General features: G+C 67.9%; 15 protein-coding genes and 1 pseudogene. 5 read left to right on the top strand and 11 right to left on the bottom strand.

Annotated features, from left to right (window positions below; all coding sequences use genetic code 11):
• Window positions 1-60: 60 nt before the first annotated feature.
• Both WS89_RS18285 and WS89_RS18280 read right to left on the bottom strand, forming a co-directional pair.
• Window positions 61-918 carry a DUF4123 domain-containing protein gene (locus WS89_RS18285; protein WP_059792477.1) on the bottom strand — a complete coding sequence of 286 codons (858 nt, stop codon included), beginning with the start codon at window positions 916-918 and terminating at the stop codon, window positions 61-63.
• A 2-nt stretch (window positions 919-920) separates the two neighbouring features.
• Window positions 921-3716 (bottom strand): type VI secretion system Vgr family protein, encoded by a 2796-nt coding sequence (locus WS89_RS18280; protein ID WP_059792475.1) that lies wholly within the window; start codon window positions 3714-3716, stop codon window positions 921-923.
• Window positions 3717-4189: 473 nt separating this feature from the next.
• On the opposite strand from WS89_RS18280, the gene WS89_RS18275 reads away from it, so the two are divergent.
• Window positions 4190-4453: a PAAR domain-containing protein gene (locus WS89_RS18275; RefSeq protein ID WP_059792473.1), complete on the top strand. Its 264-nt coding sequence runs from the start codon at window positions 4190-4192 to the stop codon at window positions 4451-4453.
• A gap of 37 nt (window positions 4454-4490) precedes the next feature.
• The gene (locus WS89_RS18270; RefSeq protein WP_059792471.1) at window positions 4491-5888 is read left to right on the top strand and encodes a hypothetical protein; all 1398 of its coding nucleotides are present in this window, start codon (window positions 4491-4493) and stop codon (window positions 5886-5888) included.
• 193 nt (window positions 5889-6081) lie between these two features.
• Here the strand turns inward: WS89_RS18270 and WS89_RS18265 are convergent, their stop codons facing one another.
• Together WS89_RS18265 and WS89_RS18260 are read right to left on the bottom strand one after the other, a co-directional pair.
• Window positions 6082-6417 (bottom strand): hypothetical protein, encoded by a 336-nt coding sequence (locus WS89_RS18265; RefSeq protein WP_059502048.1) that lies wholly within the window; start codon window positions 6415-6417, stop codon window positions 6082-6084.
• Between the two features lie 278 nt (window positions 6418-6695).
• On the bottom strand, window positions 6696-7442 hold the full coding sequence (locus WS89_RS18260) for a MipA/OmpV family protein (RefSeq protein ID WP_059792469.1): 747 nt from the start codon (window positions 7440-7442) through the stop codon (window positions 6696-6698).
• A 245-nt stretch (window positions 7443-7687) separates the two neighbouring features.
• Between WS89_RS18260 and WS89_RS18255 the strand changes: the two genes are divergently transcribed.
• Both WS89_RS18255 and WS89_RS18250 read left to right on the top strand, forming a co-directional pair.
• A complete protein-coding gene (locus WS89_RS18255) occupies window positions 7688-8413 on the top strand; it encodes a response regulator (RefSeq protein WP_059792467.1) in 726 nt (241 codons plus the stop codon).
• Window positions 8414-9799, top strand: a complete 1386-nt coding sequence (locus WS89_RS18250; RefSeq protein ID WP_059792465.1) for an ATP-binding protein — start codon at window positions 8414-8416, stop codon at window positions 9797-9799.
• A gap of 47 nt (window positions 9800-9846) precedes the next feature.
• On the opposite strand, the pseudogene WS89_RS32735 reads toward WS89_RS18250, so the two are convergent.
• The 7 genes and pseudogenes from WS89_RS32735 to wecB all read right to left on the bottom strand — a co-directional run.
• Window positions 9847-9993 (bottom strand): annotated as a pseudogene (locus WS89_RS32735) (iron chelate uptake ABC transporter family permease subunit); the annotation flags it as partial.
• A 133-nt stretch (window positions 9994-10126) separates the two neighbouring features.
• Complete coding sequence (locus WS89_RS18240) at window positions 10127-10567, bottom strand: nuclear transport factor 2 family protein (protein WP_059792463.1); 441 nt, start codon at window positions 10565-10567, stop codon at window positions 10127-10129.
• Window positions 10568-10699: 132 nt separating this feature from the next.
• Window positions 10700-11680, bottom strand: a complete 981-nt coding sequence (locus WS89_RS18235) for an NADPH:quinone oxidoreductase family protein (protein ID WP_059792461.1) — start codon at window positions 11678-11680, stop codon at window positions 10700-10702.
• A 142-nt stretch (window positions 11681-11822) separates the two neighbouring features.
• Window positions 11823-13652, bottom strand: a complete 1830-nt coding sequence (locus WS89_RS18230; RefSeq protein ID WP_059792459.1) for an acyl-CoA dehydrogenase — start codon at window positions 13650-13652, stop codon at window positions 11823-11825.
• Window positions 13653-13855: 203 nt separating this feature from the next.
• A complete protein-coding gene (locus tag WS89_RS18225) occupies window positions 13856-16180 on the bottom strand; it encodes a xanthine dehydrogenase family protein molybdopterin-binding subunit (RefSeq protein WP_059792457.1) in 2325 nt (774 codons plus the stop codon).
• A complete protein-coding gene (locus tag WS89_RS18220) occupies window positions 16177-16638 on the bottom strand; it encodes a (2Fe-2S)-binding protein (RefSeq protein ID WP_034206991.1) in 462 nt (153 codons plus the stop codon). Before WS89_RS18220 ends, WS89_RS18225 begins: the two co-directional genes overlap by 4 nt.
• 452 nt (window positions 16639-17090) lie before the next feature.
• A complete protein-coding gene (gene wecB / locus WS89_RS18215; RefSeq protein ID WP_059792455.1) occupies window positions 17091-18308 on the bottom strand; it encodes a non-hydrolyzing UDP-N-acetylglucosamine 2-epimerase in 1218 nt (405 codons plus the stop codon).
• Window positions 18309-19492: 1184 nt separating this feature from the next.
• On the opposite strand from wecB, the gene WS89_RS18210 reads away from it, so the two are divergent.
• Window positions 19493-21055: a glycosyltransferase family 2 protein gene (locus WS89_RS18210; RefSeq protein WP_059792453.1), complete on the top strand. Its 1563-nt coding sequence runs from the start codon at window positions 19493-19495 to the stop codon at window positions 21053-21055.
• The last annotated feature ends 2 nt before the right edge of the window (window positions 21056-21057 follow it).

Raw genomic sequence — 21057 nt, 5'->3', positions numbered from 1 at the left:
GTCCGGCGCGGATCGCTATCAACCACGTGCGCTGTCGCATGCACGCGAACCCGCATCGTTCTATGTGGACGACATCGCCGGCGCGAGCTCCGTCACCAGATACCCGGCCGCCACAAGTGCATCGAGCGCGGCTCGCGACGCCGCCGCAGGCGGACCGTCGTGCCGCGCCCATGCCGCACTCACACACGCATGGACTTGCGAGGGCGCAGCCACCAGACGGCCGAAACTCTCCGGACGCTGGCGAACATGAAAAATCAGCGTGTCGATCTTCGCAGCCTGTCGAAGCCGTTCGATCTGTTCGTCGTCGAGCAAGTATGGCTCGCCGTCGCGCCCGGCGTCCGCATCGCCGCCCGCCGCCTCGCCCACGGTGTCGAAATCGAGCGCAACGAGCGCCCCGGTGCGATCGAATACGTGCCACGCGTCGATGCCGTCCGTGAAGCGGCGGCGCTGTGCGGGCGTCAGCGCCGCGAGCCATGCGGGCAGGCAACGCGTATCGGCGAGACGCACCAGAAACGCTTCGCCGTCGGCCGCCGCACTCGCCTCCATCTGTCCGCGCAGATGCGCGGCGAGTGCGGCCGTATCGCGCGCGCCGCGCAGCAGGCTCACCATCGGTCGTCCGGACGTCTCACGCAGCACGGTGTCCAGCATCGCCCGGCGCGCCGCCGCGTCGGCCGGCAACGGCACGAGGCACGGCGACATCGCCAGCAGGTCGTCGCCGTCGTACACACCTTCGTACAACACGACGACGGCATCGTCGCGCTCGACCGCGGGCATCCGGTCACGCAGCGCCGGCGCGAAACCCATGTCGAGCAGCAGGTGCCAGCGCCGGTCGGCCGGCACGCGCTCGAACAGCGCATTCAGCCGGTCCGGCGTGTCGTCGGGATAGCGGTCAATCCAGTCGGTCGTCTCGATCGTCATGCTCAGATCGCCTTGCCTGCGAGTGCGCTGCCCGACTGCATCGCGTGCAGCAGGCATTCGACACAAACCTTTTCGGGAAACTGCGGCAACGGCGTATTCAGTTGCTCAGGGCCCACGAATGCATGCTGCGCGGCATACACGACGAATTTGCCGGGGCAACCGAACGTGACGTCGCCACCTTCGATCGTCACGTGCGCCCCCCCGCTCACCGCGAGATGCACGGTCTTCTTCGCGGCGATCTCGACGTCCGCGCTCGCGGAGGCGAGCTTCAGATCGTCGCGCGCGCGCAGGCCCAGCACATCGCGCTGCGCCTGCAACGTCAGTCCGTCCTTGCCGGCGATCATGCCGATGCCGACACCCTGTGCATGGCTCGCGCCGGCCAGCCAGCCGATGCCCTGCCCGCTGTGAATGCGCAGCTGCTGCGCAGCGGCGAGATTGAAGTCGCCACCGCTGCCGAGCGACAGCGTTTCGCCGGCCGCCCATTGCAGCGCCTGCCCGGCAACCAGCCCGTGCCCGCCCCGTGCCTCGATGCCGAGCACGGCGTCGCCCGTGTGCGGCAATGCGTTGCCCGTCGACCGCCGGGCGGCGTCGGCCGACGCCTGCGTGTAACCGTCCGCGCCGACCGTCGTCGCGAAACTCTGCGCAAGCGCATCGAGCGGCGCGGCGCTACCGTTCAGCGACGACTGGCCCGCCTGTTCCACACCGCGCTGCGCGGCGAACGGCAGCGTCCCATGCGTATCGGCCGTCCGGTCGAATCGCCGAACCAATGCGGTGTGCCGCGCGAGCAGCCCCTGCAGCGCGGACGCATCGCCCACCGGCTGCGCGGCGCCAGCGGGCGCATAGCTCGACACCAGCAGGCCGCGCGTCGCACGCATCGCACCGTATGCGTCCGAACGCAATTCGACGCCCTGGCCACGGAAACTGCCGAGATAGTTGTCCGCCTGATGACGCAGATGACCGAGGTTCAATTGCGTGGCTGCGTGCGTGGTCGCCATCTGCAGGCGTCCCATGCCGTCGGAATCGTCGGCGACGAGCTGGTTGTGGCCTTGCCCGTCGAAACCCTGACTCTTGAAACCCGACAGCGCGCCGGCGTGATTGTGGCGATCCGTGCCGCCGCCGGCGCCATGCCACGCGGGGCTCAGCCCGCTTGCCAGATTGCCCTGCGCGCTCGGCGCATGATCGCCTGCCTGCGTGTAGATCGACGCGTCGAGCGGCTTGCCGGCCGCTCCGCCCGGCGAAGGCGACTCGCCGCCTTCGCCGCGGCCATTGAACAGACCGCCGAGCACGATTGGCCGGTGGATCAGCCCGTGGTGAAACTGCACGAGGACTTCATGGCCGATGCGCGGTACCTGCTGAAGGCCGTGCCCGTCGCTCGCGAGACGTTGTATGGCGCGCGTCGGATACGTACCCGCATCGTCTTGCGCCTGCCAGTGGAAGCGAACGCGTAACCGCCCCTGCGCATCGACGTGCACCGGTCCCGTCGAACCGGGCCGCGCGTCGCCTGCCGGCCCGACGACGATCGCCGTCTGCGCGCCCAGCGCCGTCGGAACCGGATTGAGTCGCTGCCCGGTTTCGTCGGCCAGCGTGGGCCGCCAGACCTGCGTTCGCGGCACCGCATCGAACCGGTTCGCATAGCCGCAAGCCTGCGCTTGCCGAACCACGCGCGGATCGAGCGCCGTCGCCGGCAACGGCCCGAGTTGCCGTTCGATGGCCTCCATGACGGTGGACGGCAGATTGTTGATCCCGACATGCTCGACGCGCGTCAGCAGAAAATCCTCGGGCGCCGCGACGCCGCGCACGGGCTGCCAGCCGGCATCGACGAGTTTCAGCGCGCGTCCTGCGCGCGCCGTGCGCAGCGTGCCGTAGCCGGTCCAGAAACTGGCGCGCGACACGATCGCATCGGCCTGGCGCCGTACCGTATCTTCCGCTTGGCGCAAGCTGTCGAACGCCTCCGGCCCGACGTCGTCGTAGAGTTCCCGCGCGCCGCCCGGACGGCCGAGCGTCGTACTCGCGGTAGTCGCCCGGTTCACGCGATAGTCGCTGCTGATCAGCGTGATGCGATCGGCCGTCAGCGACAGCGACTGCCCGATTCCGAGGATCACGTCGTCGGTGCCGGTCGCCGTCCCGCTCGAGCGGTGCGGCACCCCGCCGCGTCGCGCGGACGTATCGTCCTCGGCCAGTTGCGCGCTGTCGTCGAAGACCAGCATCGTGTGCCCGCTAGGCGCGTCCTCGTCTTCGACGAAACAGAACCCGAGGCCAGCCTCGGCCAGCAGATGCTGCACGAATTCGTAGTGCGTATGGGTTCGATACTGCACGCGATACGCAACGGGCTCCAGCGCATCGAGGCGCCGGCTGGCATCCGGCGTGAGGCGCCACCGCGCGATCCCGGCGTACGGCGCGAACACCGTGTCGAGCACGTCGGCAAGCGTCTGGTTCACGAAGGTTCGCTCGTCGCGCGCATGCGTGAGTGCGGCGAGCCACGGCACGATCTGCAGATGATAGCGAGCGAGGCCTGCGTCGTAACCCCTGCACTCGGCCTCGGCGACGAGACCGCTGCGCAGCGTCGTCGTGCCGTTCGCGAGCGTGGTACGAATCGCGACACGTTGCCCGAGCATCGCGTCGAGATCCAGTGCGGGATCCGTCGACAGCGCATCGACGTTCCATTCGAAGAGATCGGAGAGCGATTCGCGGCCGGTCCAGCGCTCGATTTGAAACGCGGCCAGCGCGCCGGATCCGTCCAGCGAATACAAGCGATTGAATGCGCCAAAAAGAGACGCAAATTCCGTGATGACGCTCATGCGGTCCCGCTCTCTCAGGATTTGACGTTTTTAAATTAGATATTGGTGCGACCAACACGGGATGATGCACGATTGCCGGCCTCGCGATCGCCATGCCGAACCGGCAGGACACGCGCGGCCCCGCAACACCGTCCACTGTCTGGCTGAACGCACGCCAACTGGACCAGATGATGCGACCCCTATTTCAAGCTTACTATTTTAGATTACGTAGGCGGGCTGCACCATAGGCAAACGGACCTAGATTTAAAAAAGCAGCCCTTGACGTGCGGGCATCACGTCCGATAATGACGGCCTTCGGTTCGAAAGCTATATTACGGCTCAATCGGAAACAGGCAATTATTGCCGAAAGGTAATAAATGCCCGATTTAGCCGAAATCGATTCGAAAAACGTTGCCGATGACCGATGCGCTCCCGCACCCGGCGGCGAAAGTCGCGATGCATCGTCGATGATTCCAGCCAGGAGGCCTATCCGGATGACCCAACCCTTCATCGTCCTTGGGGACAAGCACAGCCATGGCGGCACCGTGACCAGTGCGTCGACGCTGTCGTCGGTCGACGGCCGGGGCATTGCGCGCCGCAACGACACGGTGACGTGTCCGATCCACGGCCCGAATTACATCGTCGACGGCGACGACACGATGATCGTACAGGGCGAAGGCGTCGCGCGCGACGGCTACAAGACGGCCTGCGGCGCCGTACTGCTCGCAAGCCGGACGGCGGGCAGCGACGGCAATTGATACGCGACGCCGCACGTCACGGGGAGAATCGACGGAAATGATCACGCGCTTGCGCAAGACGGCATTCGTCGCCGCGCTGTTCATCGCAGTGTGGATCGTCGTATTCGTCTGGTGGAAAACGACCCGGCATGCACCCACCACCAGGGAACTGGTGTTGTGCGGGCTCGTGCTGCCGGCGGCCCTCGCCGTCTGCGTGGCATGGCTGCGCCGGGGGCTCGGCCCGCATCCGGCGCTCGCGGCCGCCGCACCGCCGAGTTCGTCCGCATCGACGGACGCCTCTGCCCCGCGGGATTCAACGTCGCACACGTGGTCGGCCCTGCTGCTCGACAGCAGCGTGAGGCTGCCAACGGGGGCGACGACCGCAGACATCGATGCGGCGGCCCGTGAAGAGCGTTCCGTCGCGCTTCATCCCGAACTGCAACGCCCGGACGGAACCGGCGTATTCGCGAGCACCGTCGAATCGGTGTCGCTCGACCGGTTCGATACGAGCCTGCTTGCGCCCGACGCGCAGGAAACGCTGCAGGACGAGCACTGGCGCGGGCTGCTGCTGGCCGCCGACGCACTCGACGAATTGCGCGAGCGTCATGCCGTGTTGTCCGGCGCGGCCGCCGACGCGCCGCCGCTCAGGCTCCATCTGCTGATGCCGGAGCGCTGGCAACCGGTCGCCACCACGCTCGCGGCATGGCTCGATGCACATGCAGCGCGGGAAGCCGTCGCGCCTGGCATCGTCCGTGCGCAACTGCGCACGGTCGCCGATCCCGTGCAAGCATGGGCAGTCGTCGACGAACTGATCCAGGCGTTGCACCTGCAATCGTCCGGCGAGCTGCACGTCGTCCTCGCGTTCGACTCCACCGCAAGCCAGGACGCAGTCGACGCGCTGGATCGCGCAGGCCGGCTCTACGGCCGCGATCGGCCGAACGGCATGATGCCCGGCGAAGGCGCATGTGCGTTGCTGCTCGGCCATCCCGACACACCGCATGCGATGTCCGCCCCGTCGATCCACCGGCTCGCGGCCGCGCGCCGCGCGGGTTCCGCCGATCACGGCAAGGCCGAAGCGACGACGCTCGAACAGTTGCTTGTTACGGCGGGTACGCGCTTGTCGACGTTACGCCCCGACCTGTCGACACCCGGATTCGTCACCGACGCCGATCAACGCCGCAGCCGCCGCACCGAAGTCATGACGGTCAGCGAGCAGATCTGGGGCGATGATGCCGCCGAGCGCAGTCGCCACCTCGGGCTCGCCAACGGGACAAGCGGCGCGGCGCTTGCGCTCGCTGTGCTGGCCGTCGCCGCCGATCACGCGACAGAGGAAGGACAAGCGGTATTGGCGGCATCGGTCAGCGACCCGCTCGCACGGGGCGTGATGCTCGTCACGCCGGCGACGACTGTCGACACCACTGCATCGGTGCCGCAATCCGGAACGGTCGCGACGTGACGGGACGCGTCGTGCGTGCCCCGTCTACAACGGATCGCGGCGCCCGACCGCCGCGGCCATCGATACCGCGCCCGCAGCGATGAATCGCGACGCGTGCTGCCGACCGATCGGCCGCGCGATGTGCATACCCGCAATAGCCGCACTCACGGAAGCGACATCAACCGCAACCGATTTTCGTCGGCGGCCGAATGCCTCACCCGCGCCGCACCCAGATCACTTTCCCGTCGCGAATGCCGAGATTGCGGCGCTCCTCCCGGTAATCCATCGTGCCCGGCAACGACTTCCCGTCACGCTCGAGCACGCGCCACAGGCAGCCGTCGAGCAGCGCGGTCGCATCGGTCTCGGTCTTGCCGACCAGCGCATCGTCCGGCGCGGCATTCGCCTTGCATACCTGCGCGGCGCCCGGCGCCAAAGGAGGTCTGGCCGCGCCGCCCGCGGTGGCGTTGGGGTGCTTCGTGTCCATGTCCGCACATCCTGCAAAGGTTGCACCTGCAACGAGTGCAACGAGCATCGCGATCGTGTTCTTCATCGGTTTCTCCCTGTCGCGGCCCGGCGGTCCCTGTTCGGCATTCGTGCACGACCGGGCATCGCATGCGTGATCGGTTCCGCACGCTGCCGGCCGTTTCCTGATGGAGCCGGCCGGCGAACGGCGGCTTTTCGCGACCCGGCCGAGCCGCCTCGGCGCACCGGCGTCGCAGGGCCGGCCTGACGCCGAACCCGCCCGCATGTTACCGCACGCGGCTCGCAGCGACGGCGCGACGCAGCTGGATCCTGTGCACCTGCACGCCGGCCCGCGCGACAATCCGCTCAGAACTTGTACGTCACGCCCGCGATGCCGTAGTAGGTGTTGCGCGACTGCACTATCGGGCTGTCTCCGGCGCGGCCGAGCAGCCGCGTCACGCCGCCGGTCGCGAGCACCGACCAGTGCCGCGTCAGCGTCCAGTTCCACGCCACCGCCATCGCCGCGCTGTCGATCCCGCCGCTCATCGAATACGGCCGGAACCGGCTCGTCATCGATTGCGCGTCGGTCACGCCGTAGAAGGTCTGCATGTAGCGTCCCGAGCCCGCATGCACGGTGCCCGTCACGACGATCTCGTGCTGCGACGTCTTGAGTACCGGCACCGCAAGATCGACGTGCCCCGACACGCCGCGCGACGTGTGAGTCACCGGCGTGTCGACCGTGATGCTCAGTTCCGCCGCATCGAAGAGCGTCACGCCGGCGCGCACGCCGACGAGCACCGAGCCGGGAATCCGGCCCATCCCCTTCAGGTAGTCGGAGCCCGGCAGGTCGAAGCGGTTCTCGTCCGCGCGGCCCGCGTCGTAGCTCACCGCCGCCGAAACGAACGCACCGTGCGGCAGGTTCAGCCGGTAGCCGGCGCCCTGCGTGCTGTCGACGAAGAAGCCGTTGCCGAACGTGGCGGAAAACGACGGCGCGACGACGCCGCGATACTGGTTGCTGCCCTGATAGCGCGGTGCGAATCCGCCGCCGAGCGACAACGAGTACTGGTTTTCCGCGTGGGCGGCGGCGGCGAGGGTCAGGCCGGCGAGCGGCATGCAATAGCGGTAGCGGCGAAGGGATGGGCGCACAATATCGAGATATGAGTGACGAAGCCCGCAGTCTAGGGGCCGCCCTGCGCCGAGACTGTCCTGAATGTGCGGAGAATCTGTGCGCAATTGTGTTCGATTGTTCGAGATTGTCGCCCCGCTGCCCCGGCAGCCGGTCCGCCGGATAGAATTCGCGTGCCGCACCGTGCATCGGGCTGCCGGGAACGAGATGGCGCGCGCATCCTGAGGAGACCATGAACGAAGTTCCGCTCAAATACCGTGTGCTGCTGATCGAGGACGACGATCGCCTCGCGCAGCTCGTCCGCGAATACCTCGACGGCTATGAATTCGCGGTGACGGTCGTGCGGCGCGGCGACCTCGCCGTCGCTGCGGTGCGCGAGCACCAGCCGGCCCTCGTGATACTCGACCTGATGCTGCCGAATCTCGACGGCATGGAAGTCTGCCGGCGCATCCGCGCGTTCACCAATGTCCCCGTGCTGATCCTGACCGCGCGCGCGGACGTGTACGACCAGGTCGCCGGGCTCGAAACCGGCGCCGACGACTACGTGACGAAACCGATCGAGCCGCGCGTGCTCGTCGCGCGCGCCCGTGCGCTGTTGCGCCGCGCGCAGCCGGCCGTGGCGGAAGCGAGCGCCGTCGCGCCCGACGCGCTCGTATTCGGCGAACTGACGATCTCGCCGCCGAACCGCACCGTCACGTGGCGCGGCGAGCTGGTCGAGCTGAAGACCGCCGAATTCAACCTGCTGCTGATCCTCGCGCGCGCGGCCGGCACCGTGCTGAGCCGCGACGACATCCTCAAGCAATTGCGCGGGATCGAATTCGACGGGCTCGACCGCTCGGTCGATTCCGGCATCTCGAAGCTGCGCCGCCGCTTCGAGGACGCGTCATCGGAGCCGCACAAGATCAAGACGATCTGGGGCCGCGGCTATCTGTTCAGCCCTTCTGCGTGGGACGAGTAAATGCTGCGCCCGTTGCTCCGGTTGTACCTCGTCGTGATCCTGTGCGTCGGCGCGTCGATCGTCTTCATCCAGCTGTCGTTCGACCGGATCTTCTACGAGCGCGTCGCGCAGGCGCAGCGCGACTCGCTGACAACCTATGCGTTCGTGCTGAACGATTACCTCGAGCGCCATCCGGGCGCGCAGCGCGAGCTCGCCTTGCGCGAATTGGCGTTGCACGGCCGCGAAGGGTTCGGGTTCATGTCGATGGCCGACGCGCGTGCGCAACTGAGCGGCGCGCCGCTGCGCGATCTCGATGCCGGCCGAATCGCGATCAGCTACGACGGCAAGGATTACTACATGCCGCTCGCGGACGGCTCGGTGCTGCATGCGCGGCCGATCGAGGCGCCCGACCTCGACATCCGCATCTATGCGTACATGCTGCTCGCGCTCGCGACGCTGTTCGCGGTGGTGCTCTGGATTCACCATCACTGGCGCGACATTCGCCGGCTGCAGGACGCCGCGCGCGCATTCGGCGCCGGGATGCTGTCGACGCGCGTGAAGCTGTCGGGCAAGTCGAACATCTACGAGCTGTCGCAGCAGTTCAACGACATGGCCGCGCGCATCGAGGCGTCGATCAAGCAGCAGCGCGAAATGATGCACGGCATCTCGCATGAACTGAAAACGCCGCTCGCCCGGCTCGAATTCGGGCTCGCGCTGCTCGCCGATTCCGACGAAACGGGCCGGATGCGCGAGCGCCGCGACGCGCTGCGGCGCGACGTGCGCGAACTCGACGAGCTCGTCACCGAGCTGCTGACGATCGGCCGGCTCGAACAGGGTGCGAGCGAGCTCGCGCCGATGGAGGTCGTCGTCGACGCGCTGCTCGACAGCGTCGCCGGCAACGTCGCGGACGACATCGCCGATCGCGGCATCGCGCTCGACGTGTCGACGCTCGACGCGCCCGCGACCCACATATGCGATCCGAAGCTCGTCGCCCGGGCCCTGCTGAACCTGATCCGTAACGGCGCCCGCTATGCGTCGCGCAAGGTCGTGCTGGCCGCCACGCGAGATCGGTCCGGGGCGCTCGTGCTGAGCGTCGACGACGACGGGCCGGGCATCCCGGCCGCCGAGCGCGCCCGCGTGTTCGAGCCGTTCCAGCGGCTCGACTCGAGTCGCGACCGGCAAACCGGCGGCTTCGGGCTCGGGCTTGCAATCGTGCGGCGCGTCGCACAGGTGCACGGCGGCGACGTGCGGCTCGAGGATTCGGCGCTCGGCGGCGCGCGCTTCGTGATCACGCTGCCCGTACGTGCGCTGCCGGACAGCCTCTTCGACGCCGCGCAGGACGTTGCGACCCCGCACGCCGATAGGCGCCGCCGCAGCGGCACGGACACGGTCATCCCGTTTCGATGAAGACAGGCCACGGGACTCGGCCCGCCCTCGCCTGACGGCGCCTGCGCTCAGCACCGACGCAGCCGCACGACGATGAACAGGCTGCCGAACAGTGCGGTCACGATGCCGATCGGCAGATCCTCCGGCGCCGCGAGCGTGCGCGCGGCGACATCGGCCCACACGAGCAGGATCGCGCCGGCCAGCGCGGCGGCCGGCTTGTCGCCCGTTCGCGGCCGGTTGCGCACCCCGAACGCGCGCTTGCTGCGCGGCTCGTCGACGCTTCGCACGGCCTCGCGCGCAGGTTCCGCAGCGCAGCCGCGAGCCGGCTACGCCATAGCCCCACCCTGTTCAGCCGCCAGTCTTGAACGCCGGCAACTGCTGCCCAAGCCGCGCGCCCATTTCCGCGCCGAGCGCCTGCAGCGCATTGAACGGCCGGATCATGACCTCGAACTCGACGATCCGGCCGTCGTCGTCGAAGCGAATCATGTCGATTCCCTTCAACGCCTTGTCACCGACGGTCGCGCCGAACTCCAGCACGACGCTCTTGCCGTCGTCGGACACGAACTGGCGGTGATACGTGAAATTCTCGAGAATCGTGATCACCGTGCGCAGCGCCATCAGCAGCGCGGGCGCCGGCCCGTACGGCTTGAACGCCATCGGCGAACGGAACACGGCGTCCGGATGGACAATCGATTCCAGCGCGCCGAAATCCTTGCGCTCGACCATCGCATGCCATGTCTCGAGCGATTTCGCGACAGCGGGATGAAGATGCAGCGGGGCGTGTGTCATCTGAGTCTCCAGCATCGAGGTTGGACGGAACGGAAACCGGGTCGCGGCTCTTTACAGCAGGTCGCACCGTGCCCGCTTTCGTGAAGAACCCGCCGCGCGGCCTGCTTCGAATCGCCGCGCGGCGAAACCGGATCACGCGTCCGGGAAAATCACCACCTTGCCCTTCACCTGTCGGTTCGCCATCCGCGCGATCGCGTCGGCCGCGCCCGCCAACGGCACGCGCTCGGTGATCGCGGGCCGCACCTTGCCGGCCGCGAACCATTCGGCGAGCAGCCGCATGTTCGCGGCATGCTGCGCCGGATCGCGCCGCACCGCATCGCCCCAGAACACGCCGAGAATGTCGCGCTCCTTCAGCAGCGCGAGGTTCAGCGCGATCTTCGGGATCTCGCCGGCCGCGAAGCCGACCACGAGGAACCGGCCACGCCACGCGGTCGCACGCAGCGCCGCTTCGCTGCTGGCGCCGCCCACCGGATCGTAGACGACGTCGGCGCCGCGCCCGCCGGTCAGCTCGTCGACGCGGCGGCGCAGGTCTTCGGTCGCATAGTCGATCGTCTCGTGGGCGCCCGCTTCGCGGCACAGCGCGAGTTTGTCCGCGCTCGACGCGGCCGCGATCACGCGTGCGCCGAGCGCTTTCGCGATCTCGATCGCGGCGATCCCGACGCCGCCGGCCGCACCCAGCACGAGCAGCGTCTCGCCCGCCTGCAGGTGCGCGCGCTGCTGCAATGCGTGCAGCGACGTGCCGTAGGCGAGCACGAGCGCCGCGCCCTGCTCGAACGTCATTCCCGGCGGCAGGGCGGCGAGCTGGTGCGCATCGGCCACGCACTGCTCCGCGAACCCGCCGTGTCCGGTAAACGCCATCACCGAATCGCCAGGTCGCCACGCGGTGACACCCTCGCCGACCGCGTCGATCACGCCGGCAAACTCGGCGCCCGGCGAAAACGGCAGCGCCGGTTTCACCTGATACAGCCCCTGGACGATCAGCGCGTCGGGAAAATTGAGCGATGCCGCCTTCACCTGGATCCGGACCTGCCCGGCAGCCGGTTCGGGAATCGCGACGTCCTCGATGCGCAAGCGATCGATCGGGCCGAATGCGGTACACAACAGGGCTTTCATGCGCTTCTGTCTCCTTGCGCGGCGTGGCCGCGCATCGGTGCGGTGAGCGGGATCCCCCCGCGCGGCCGGTTCACGACGCGCATGCGATGGCCATCGGCATCGGCAAGATCGTCTGCATTCCGGAATATCGTCGAAACCACGTTCAGAACCACGCGTCGCGCATGTCGAGCGTCGTCGTGTCGACGCTCGACAGCAGGTCGAGCTGCGCATCCACCTTCGGCAGTTCCCAGCGGAAAAAGTACCGGGCCGCCGCACGTTTGCCGTCGTGGAAATCGCCGTCGTGCCCGTGCGCGGCGAGCGTCACGTCGAGCCACAGCCATGCGACGACGAGATGGCCGAACGCTTCGAGATACACGCTTGCATTCGCCAGCCGCGTCTGCGGATCGCCGATCGCGCTCAACTGGCGCGTCACGTCGCACAGCCTCGTCCAACGCCGGGTCAATGCATCGGCCTGCTCGCGCGTGCCGGCATCCAGCGCTCGTGCGCGCTCGACGGTCGCGCCGATCCGCACATCGAGCGCGCGCAGCGACGCGCCGTCGTCCTGACTCACCTTGCGGCCGAGCAGGTCGAGCGCCTGGATCCCGTGCGTGCCTTCGTGAATCGGATTCAGGCGATTGTCGCGATAGAGCCGTTCGACCGCATAGTCGCGCGTGTAGCCATAACCGCCGTGCACCTGGATCGCGAGATCGTTCGCGGCAAGACACCACTGCGACGGCCAGCTCTTCGCGATCGGCGTCAGGATGTCGAGCAGGCGCGCGGCATCGGCGCGCACCGCCGCATCGTCGTGCGCGCGCGCTTCGTCGACCTGCCTCGCGCAATACAGGATCAGCGCGAGACCGCCTTCGACATAAGCCTTCTGCGCGAGCAGCATGCGCCGCACGTCCGGATGGTCGACGATCGGCGTCTGCGGCGCGGCCGCATCCTTGCCGCCCGGCCCGAGCGGGCGCCCTTGCGGACGGTTGCGCGCATAGTCGAGGGCGTGCAGATAACCGGTATAGCCGAGCGCCACCGCGCCCGCGCCGACCCCGATGCGCGCTTCGTTCATCATGTGGAACATGTACGCCAGCCCTTGATTCGGCTGGCCGACCAGGTAGCCGATCGCACCCGCACGCCCTTGCGGCCGATAACGCGTCCCTTCGCCGAAATTCAGCAGGCAATTGGTCGTGCCGCGATAGCCCATCTTGTGGTTCAGCCCGGCGAGCACGACGTCGTTGCGCTCGCCGTTCGCGCCGGCATCGGCGCCGGTCAGGAACTTCGGCACGATGAACAGCGAGATGCCGCGCGTGCCGGGCGGCAGCCGGCCGTGTTCGTCGGGAATCTTCGCGAGCACGAGGTGGACGATGTTCTCCGCCAGCTCGTGCTCGCCGCCGGAAATCCACATCTTGTTGCCGGTCAGCCGGTAGCGTGCGCCGAGCGGCGAATCGCGTTCGAAATCGGCGCGCGTCGCAATGTCGGACAGCGACGAACCGGCTTGCGGTTCGGATAGACACATCGTGCCGAGGAAACGCCCTTCCAGCTCCGGGCGGGCGAACGCGTCGATCTGCGCGGCGCTGCCGTGCGCGACGAGCAGGTTCGCATTGGCGACGGTCAGGAACGGGTACGCGGCCGTCGCGATGTTCGCGGCCTGGAAGAACAGGAACGACGCGGCTTCGACCAGCTTCGGCAAGCGCATGCCGCCGAGCGCTTCGTCGTGACCCGCGGCGATGAGCCCGGCGTGCGCGAACGCGCGCACGGCCGGTTCGACCTCCGGAATCAGCGTCACGCGTTCGCCGTCGAACCGCGGCTCCTCGCGGTCGCCGCGCGCCGCGTGCGGCGCGAACAGGTCTTCGGCAATCCGCTCGCTGGTGTCGAGCACCGCATCGAACGTCTCGCGACCGTGCTCCGCGTAGCGCGGCAGCGCGGCGAGCGCCTCGGCGTCGAGCCAGTCATACAGCAGGAACGCGAGATCGCGTCGCGACATCAACAGGCTCATCGTGCTGCCTCCCGGGGTGCCGGCCATGTCAGCCGAATGTAGGGTTGCGTGACTGCAAGTGCTGGCAGGAATTTAGCACGGTCGTTCGCAAACGACAACGCCGAGCATCGGGGCCGGTTCACGCCAATCATGGGTCCCGGTGTTCGGGGCTTCGAGAGGGGGCCGGGCCGCACGATGCGGCCCGGCGCGGGACAGATACCGCGTCAACCCGCCTGCGGTTTCGCCAGTTGATCGGCAATCGGCAGGCTGCGGATGCGCGTGCCGGTCGCCGCGAAGATCGCGTTGGTCAGCGCCGGCGCAACGGGCGGCAGACCCGGCTCGCCGACCCCGCCGAGCGGCGTCGCGAAATCGTCCGGCGCGACGAGATGCACGCGGATTTCGCGCGGCGCCTCGTTCATTCTCAGCACCTGGAAGCCGTTGAAGTTGCTCTGCTCCGGATGGCCGTCCTTGAACGTGATCTCGCCGTGCAGCGCGATGCCGAGCCCCATCACCACCGCGCCCTCGAGCTGCGAGCGCACCCGCTCCGGATTGACCTGCGGCCCGCAGTCGATCGCGATGTCGACGCGCGGCACCGAAATCCTGCCGTCCGCACCGACCTGCACCTCGCACACCGCGGCCGTATACGACACGAAGCTGCGATGCGCGGCGATTCCGAGCCCGTGCCCCTTCGGGAGCTTGCGCCCCCACCCGGCTTCGCGCGCGACCGTCTCGATCACGCACCGCAGGCGCCCGGTGTCGACCGGATACAGCGCGGGATCCTCGCCGTAGTTCACGTTCTTCACCGTGATGTGCGGCTCGAAACGCCGCGCAGGCCCGATCAGTTCGAGCAGGAAATCCTTCGGATCGCGACCGGCGACATGCGCGAGTTCCGATACGAAACTCTGGATGCCGAACGCATGCGGGATGTTGTACACCGAGCGGAACCAGCCGATCCGCGTGTGCGCTTCCGCAGCCGGATTCTCGATCCGCACGTTCGGAATCGCGAACGGCAGATCCGCGATGCCTTGCGCGAGTTCGCCCGGCTGCTCGTGCACGACGCCGGCCCGGAACGTCGACTGTATAGACGGCGCGACCGTGCGATGCTGCCACGCGACCACCTTGCCCGACGCGTCGATCCCGCCGTCGAACGCTTCGAGCGACACCGCGTGGAAGTAGTCGTGCGCGATGTCGTCCTCGCGCGTGAACGTCAGCTTCACGGGCGCGCCGACCGCCTTCGACAGCAGCGCGGCTTCCACCACGTAATCGGGCTTCGACTTGCGGCCGAAGCCGCCGCCGAGCAGCGTCACGTTGACCGTCACGCGCTCGGTCGGCAACGCGAGCGCCTTCGCGATCTCGTCGCGCGTGGTCTGCGGCGCCTGCGTGCAGGTCCACACTTCGCAGCGACCGTCGGCCACCCGCGCGACGGCCGCGGGCGGCTCCATCGTCGCATGGGCGAGATGCGGAATGTAGTACGTCGCACGCACGCGTTTCGCGGCGCCGGCGAGCGCGGCGGCCGCGTCGCCGTCGTTGCGGATCACGTCGCCCGGCTGCGCGGCGGCCGCTTCGAGCGTCTTGCGATACGCAGCCGAGTCGTAGTCCGCATGCTGCCCGCGCTTCCAGTCGATCTTCAACTGCGCGCGTGCCTGGATGGCCGTCCACGTATCGCGCGCAATGACGGCCACCCCGCCGAGCGGCTGGAAGCCGGACGGCAGCGGCGCCGACGCCAACTGCACGACCTTGACGACACCCGGCAGCTTCTCGGCGGTCGATGCATCGAACGACGCCACCGTGTCGCCGTAGGCCGGCGGCCGTGCGACGACCGCATACAGCATGCCGTCGAGCCGCGTATCGATCCCGTACTGCGCACGGCCGCCGACGATGTCGCGTCCGTCTATCAACGCCGTCTTGCCCTTGCCGATATAGCGGAATTCGGCCGGCGCCTTCAGCGCGAGCGTCTTCGTATCCGGCACCGGCAGCGCGGCCGCTTTCGCCGCCAGCTCGCCGAAGCCGAGCTTGCGCCCGCTCCTGGTATCGACGACCTCGTGCACCGTCACCTTCACCTGACCCACGTCGACGCCCCACACGGCAGCCGCCGCCTGCGCGAGCATCGTGCGTGCGGCCGCGCCCGCGCGGCGCAGCGCGGCGAAGCTCTGGCGCAGGCTGCGCGATCCATCGGTGTTCTGGTTGCCGTAGCGCGGCTCGTCGCCGACCGCTTGCGCGACCTTCACGCGCGCCCAGTCCGCGCCCAGCTCGTCGGCCACCACGAGTGCGACGCTCGTGCGCACGCCCTGCCCCATCTCGGAGCGGATGCAGGTCACCGTGACGGTGCCGTCCGCTGCGATCGCAACGAACAGGTTCGGATCGTCGCGCAATCCGTGCGGCATCCCCGCGCCGCCATATTGCGGATTCGCGCTGACGGGCGGCTGCACCGGGGCAGCCGCGTGCGCGAGCGACGGCACGCCGAACGCGAGCAACAGCCCGCCGGACGCGAAACCGAGCAGCAGCGCGCGACGGCTTTCGTTGCGGACGGAGAGTTCGGGCGCGCTCATGCGTCACCTCCGCGGCGCACGGCAAGCCTGATCGCCGCGCGAATGCGCGTATAGGTGCCGCAGCGGCAGATGTTGCCGGACATCGCGTCGTCGATATCGGCGTCGGTCGGATGAGGATTCGTCTTCAGCAGCGACGCGGCCTGCATGATCTGCCCGGACTGGCAGTAGCCGCATTGCGCGACGTTCAACTCCTGCCACGCCTGCTGCAGCGGATGCGTGAGGTCCGTCGACAGCCCCTCGATCGTCGTCACGCGCTTGCCCGACGCCGCCGCGACCGGCGTGATGCACGACCGGATCGCCACGCCATCGAGATGCACGGTGCACGCACCGCACAGCGCCATGCCGCAGCCGAACTTGGTGCCGGTGTGGCCGAGAACATCGCGCAGATACCAGAGCAACGGCATGTCGGGATTGCCGTCGAAGTGCTGCTCGCTACCGTTGACGGTCAGCGTGATCATCGTTCACCTCCTGGTTGCGATGCCCGCCGGGCAGGCATCGGGTGGGGATTCGAACGGCGCGGCTCACGTTCCGGACGATCAGGCAGGCGTGGCGCCGTTTCGTCGACCGTGTCGCGTGCAGGCACGGTCGGGCAGATGCCGCGAACGCCGCTGCCGGCCGGTTGCCTGCGCAACCTTTCAATCTCACTCCGGCCAGCCGTTCGTCCGCATGGATCGCCGTCCGCATTATCGAACCATTTCGGATTCGGCGTCGGATCGGCGCGATTCGGGCTTTTCAGGCAAACGGGGAGAAAGCACGCGCCGGAACGGGACGTGTCGGTGGCGTGACTTTGAATGCGTCGGGGAAATTCGCTTCGGGTCGTCACGTGCGAGCATCGGCCCGACCTAACGGCCGGACCGGATGCGCGACGTCCACACCGAACGCGCCCGAGCAGGCTACCGCGCGCTCCGTGTCACGGCGACCGCAACGCTTGCAACCCGAGCGTGAGCGCGTTGAACGGCATCTCCGTGGCGCCCATCGAGAAACTCGTCGTCTTCGTGGGCGCCCCGGGCGTACGCATCAGTGCATGAACGATCCGCTCGCTCGCATGGCCGTCGCCGTATGGATTGCTCGCACGCGACATTTCCTCGTACGCGCTCTCGCTGTCGAACAGCCGCGACGCCTCCCAGACGATCCTGTCCCGATCGGTGCCGACGAGCCGCGCGGTGCCGGCCTGAATCGCCTCGGGCCGCTCGGTTGTCTCGCGCGTGACGAGCACCGGCTTGCCGAGCGCCGGCCCTTCTTCCTGAATGCCACCCGAATCCGTGATGATGAAATAAGCACGCGACATCAGGAATACGAACGAAAGATATTCCTGCGGCTCGATCAGGTAAATATTGGGAATATCGCCGAGCCGTGCGCGCGCCGGCTCCCGCACGTTCGGGTTCAGGTGCAGCGGATAGACGAACTGCGCATCGCGATAGCGGTTCGCCAGCGTGCACAGCGCATCGCAGAAATGCCGGAACGGTTCGCCGAAACTTTCCCGGCGGTGGCCGGTGATCAGCACGACGCGCCGCGACGGTTCGAGAAACGGGAAGTACGCGGCGATCCTGTCCGACAGCGCGGCGGTGCGATCCAGCATGCGCTTGACCTCGTGCAACGCATCGATCACGGTATTGCCGGTCAGCGACACCGCGCCGCCCGGCACGCCCTCGCTCAACAGGTTGTCGCGCGCCAGCCCGGTCGGCGCGAAATGCCATGACGACACCGCATCGGTCACGCGGCGATTCAGCTCCTCCGGCCACGGCGACCAGATGTCGCCGCTGCGCAAGCCGGCCTCCACGTGACCGACCGGCAGATAGCGATAGAACGCCGCCAGGCTCACCGCGAGCGTGGTCGTCGTATCGCCGTGTACCAATACGACGTCCGGCCGAAATTCGTCGAAGACCATGCCGATCGCCTGAAGAATGCCGGTCGTCACGTCGGTCAGCGTCTGGCCTTGCCGCATCAGGTTGAGATCGTAGTCGGGCTTGATGTCGAACAGCATCAGCACCTGGTCGAGCATTTCCCGATGCTGCGCGGTCACGCATACCCGGGCGTCGACATCCGTCTGCGCCTTCAGCGCGCGCACCAGCGGTGCCATCTTGATGGCCTCCGGCCGGGTCCCGAACACAAGCAAGATCTTCTTCATCGTTATCCTCGTTTTAGCCGCTTCGTGCCCGGCAATCCTGCACACGGCGCGAAGCATGTATTCGGGCGGCGCATCCCGTACTCGCATGCGATCGACACGCGGCGGTGCTACGGGGCGAGCGCGCTGCCTCGTCCGCGCGGTCCGGGCCGCGTGAATCGTCGTGCTACCGGCGTCCCGTCGTATCGAAGCGATCACGTCATGAGCCGTTCCTCGCTGTGTCGAGCGTCAAGTCCTCCCAATACAGCAATATTCAAACCAGCCGGCCCGCATCCCGGCCCGCTTCGTTCCACGGCCATCGCGTGCGGACGGCGCGGTGCGGAATGTTTCACAACTGCTACGGACCCTCGCATCGCCGGTTCGACGCGACGACGACGAACGGCCGGACGCTCGCACGATCCGTCTGACGACGTCGTCCGATGAATCGCACGTGCATGTCGAGTACCCGTGACGAAGCGAATCGCGTATACCTTTCGACGCGCTTTGCGTCGCCTCGATTCGCCACTTTCGTCTGTGCAGTGCGCGGCACGCACCCGAGCGTCGACTACCGTTGCACGCACAGGATTTCCTGCCACCCGACGAGGCTTGCGTCACACGAATCGCGGTTGTGGGAAATGTTGCGAATCTGTAACGCCGAGCCGAAACCGGCAAATACATCGGAGTCCGGTCCATTCGTCTCACGTGACGGCGGTTCCCGTTTCGACCGCTCGACCGACCCGCACACGATGCACGACGCACGGCGATCAATCACGCCAAGCCGCACCCGGCACGGCAACATCGACAGGCCGGACGACCCGGTCGCCGCGCGCCCTGCTCGCTGCGTGCGATCGGCCGTCGGGGGCGAACGCAACGCGCGCACGCTGATTCGTCGATGAATCAAAACGCGTCGACTGCACGTCTGCCGCATCCGTTCCCCGTGCGTGGCCCCTTGCTGCGCGGGGCATCGCGGCAGATGGCTCACGCCTTGCTTAACGTCAGACGGGTGGGTCCCGAAACACTCGCATGGCAGCAGACAGATGGGGACGCCACAGCAACGAAGCCGGGAGGCGACGCCACGCGTCCGTCCGGGGGCAACCGATCACCGCCCCAGTGCGACGAATGCGTGACCGCTTCCCATTGACATCCGCGCGATCCACGGAGCGCCTTCAGCTCTCATCGGTCGTCGTTGCGGGCACGGGGACCAGAACATGAAGCAAACGCGGATGGCGTCACTCTGCGAGCAAGGCATCCTGCTGCTGATCGTGCTTGCCTGCTCGCTGATCGTGCGCGACACCGCATCGCGGGCGATCGCCGAACCGGCCCGGCTCGACTTGCCCGCCGCGACCGCCACCAACGCCGCGCCCGCCCGGATCGCGATGGAGCGCACCGCGCTCGGCAGCGCGACGCTCCCGTTCGCCGCACCGGCGTCGCCCGATCCCGATGCGTCGCGCGCGCCGCCGCCCGCCGCCACGCCAGACCTCGCGTTCGATCCCGAACTGCTGCTGATGCCGTGCGTCGCGTATCTGTGGCTGTTCACGCTGTTGACGTGCGGGTATGCCGCGCGGCATTACGTATTCAGCCTCGACCGCCTGTTCAAGCCGCAGCGCGCGCCCTACCGGACGATGACGCACGGCGATTGGCCGCGGCTCACGGTCTTCGTCGCCGCCCACAACGAGGAAACCGTCATCGTCGATTGCCTGATGGCGCTGCTGGCCACAACCTATCCGCGCGACCGGCTGACGATCGTCCCGGTCAACGACCGCTCGACCGACAACACGCGCGCATTGATCGACGAAGTCCGGGCACTCGCGCCCGAGCTGATCCGACCGTTTCACCGCGATACCGGCAAGCCGGGCAAGGCAGCCGCGCTGAAGGACGCGCTGCGCTTCATCCGCGGCGACATCATGGTGGTATTCGACGCCGACTACCTGCCGCGTCCGGGGCTGCTGAAGGAACTGGTCGCGCCGTTCTTCGATCCGGAAGTCGGCGCGGTGATGGGCCGCGTCGTGCCGCAGAACGCCGACAGCAACCTGCTCGCGCGGCTGCTCGATCTCGAGCGCGCGGGCGGCTACCAGGTCAATCAGCAAGCGCGCAACAATCTCAACCTGGTGCCGCAGTACGGCGGCACGGTCGGCGGCATTCGCAAGGGCGCGCTCGACGCCGTGGGCGGCTGGTGCGACGACACGCTCGCCGAAGATACCGACATGACCTACCGCCTGCTGCTGAGCGACTGGCGCACGGTCTATCTGAACCACGCCGAATGTTACGAGGAAGTGCCGGAGCGCTGGGCCGTCCGCGCCCGGCAACTGACGCGCTGGGCGAAGGGCCACAACCAGACGATGCTGCGCCATCTGGTCCCGGTGCTGCGCAATCCGCTGATCTCGCGGCGCTGCCGGCTCGACGGGGCGCTGCTGCTCGGCGTGTTCGCGATGCCGGCGCTGCTCGCGCTCGCATGGAGCGCCGCACTCGCGCTCTACCTGTTCAACGGCGTCAACTCGACCGCCCTCGGCCTGCTCCTGTCGCTGTTCGCGCTGTTCTCGTTCAGCACCTTCGGCAACTTCGGCGTGTTCTTCGAGATCGTCGTCGCCGCACGGCTCGACGGCCGCTCGACGCGCCTGCGGCTCGTGCCGGTCAACGTCGTCGGCTTTTGCGTGACGATTGCGGCGGTCGTCTCCGCACTCTGGGGACTCGCGCTCGACGCCGCGTTCCGCCGCGAACTGAAATGGGACAAGACCGAGCGTTTTCGCCGGCAGTTGAAACCGGAGCGATGAGC

It is taken from the genome of Burkholderia sp. MSMB1072, from assembly GCF_001524725.1.
Classification (GTDB): Bacteria; Pseudomonadota; Gammaproteobacteria; order Burkholderiales; family Burkholderiaceae; genus Burkholderia.
This window is presented reverse-complemented; position numbering and strand designations above follow the sequence as displayed.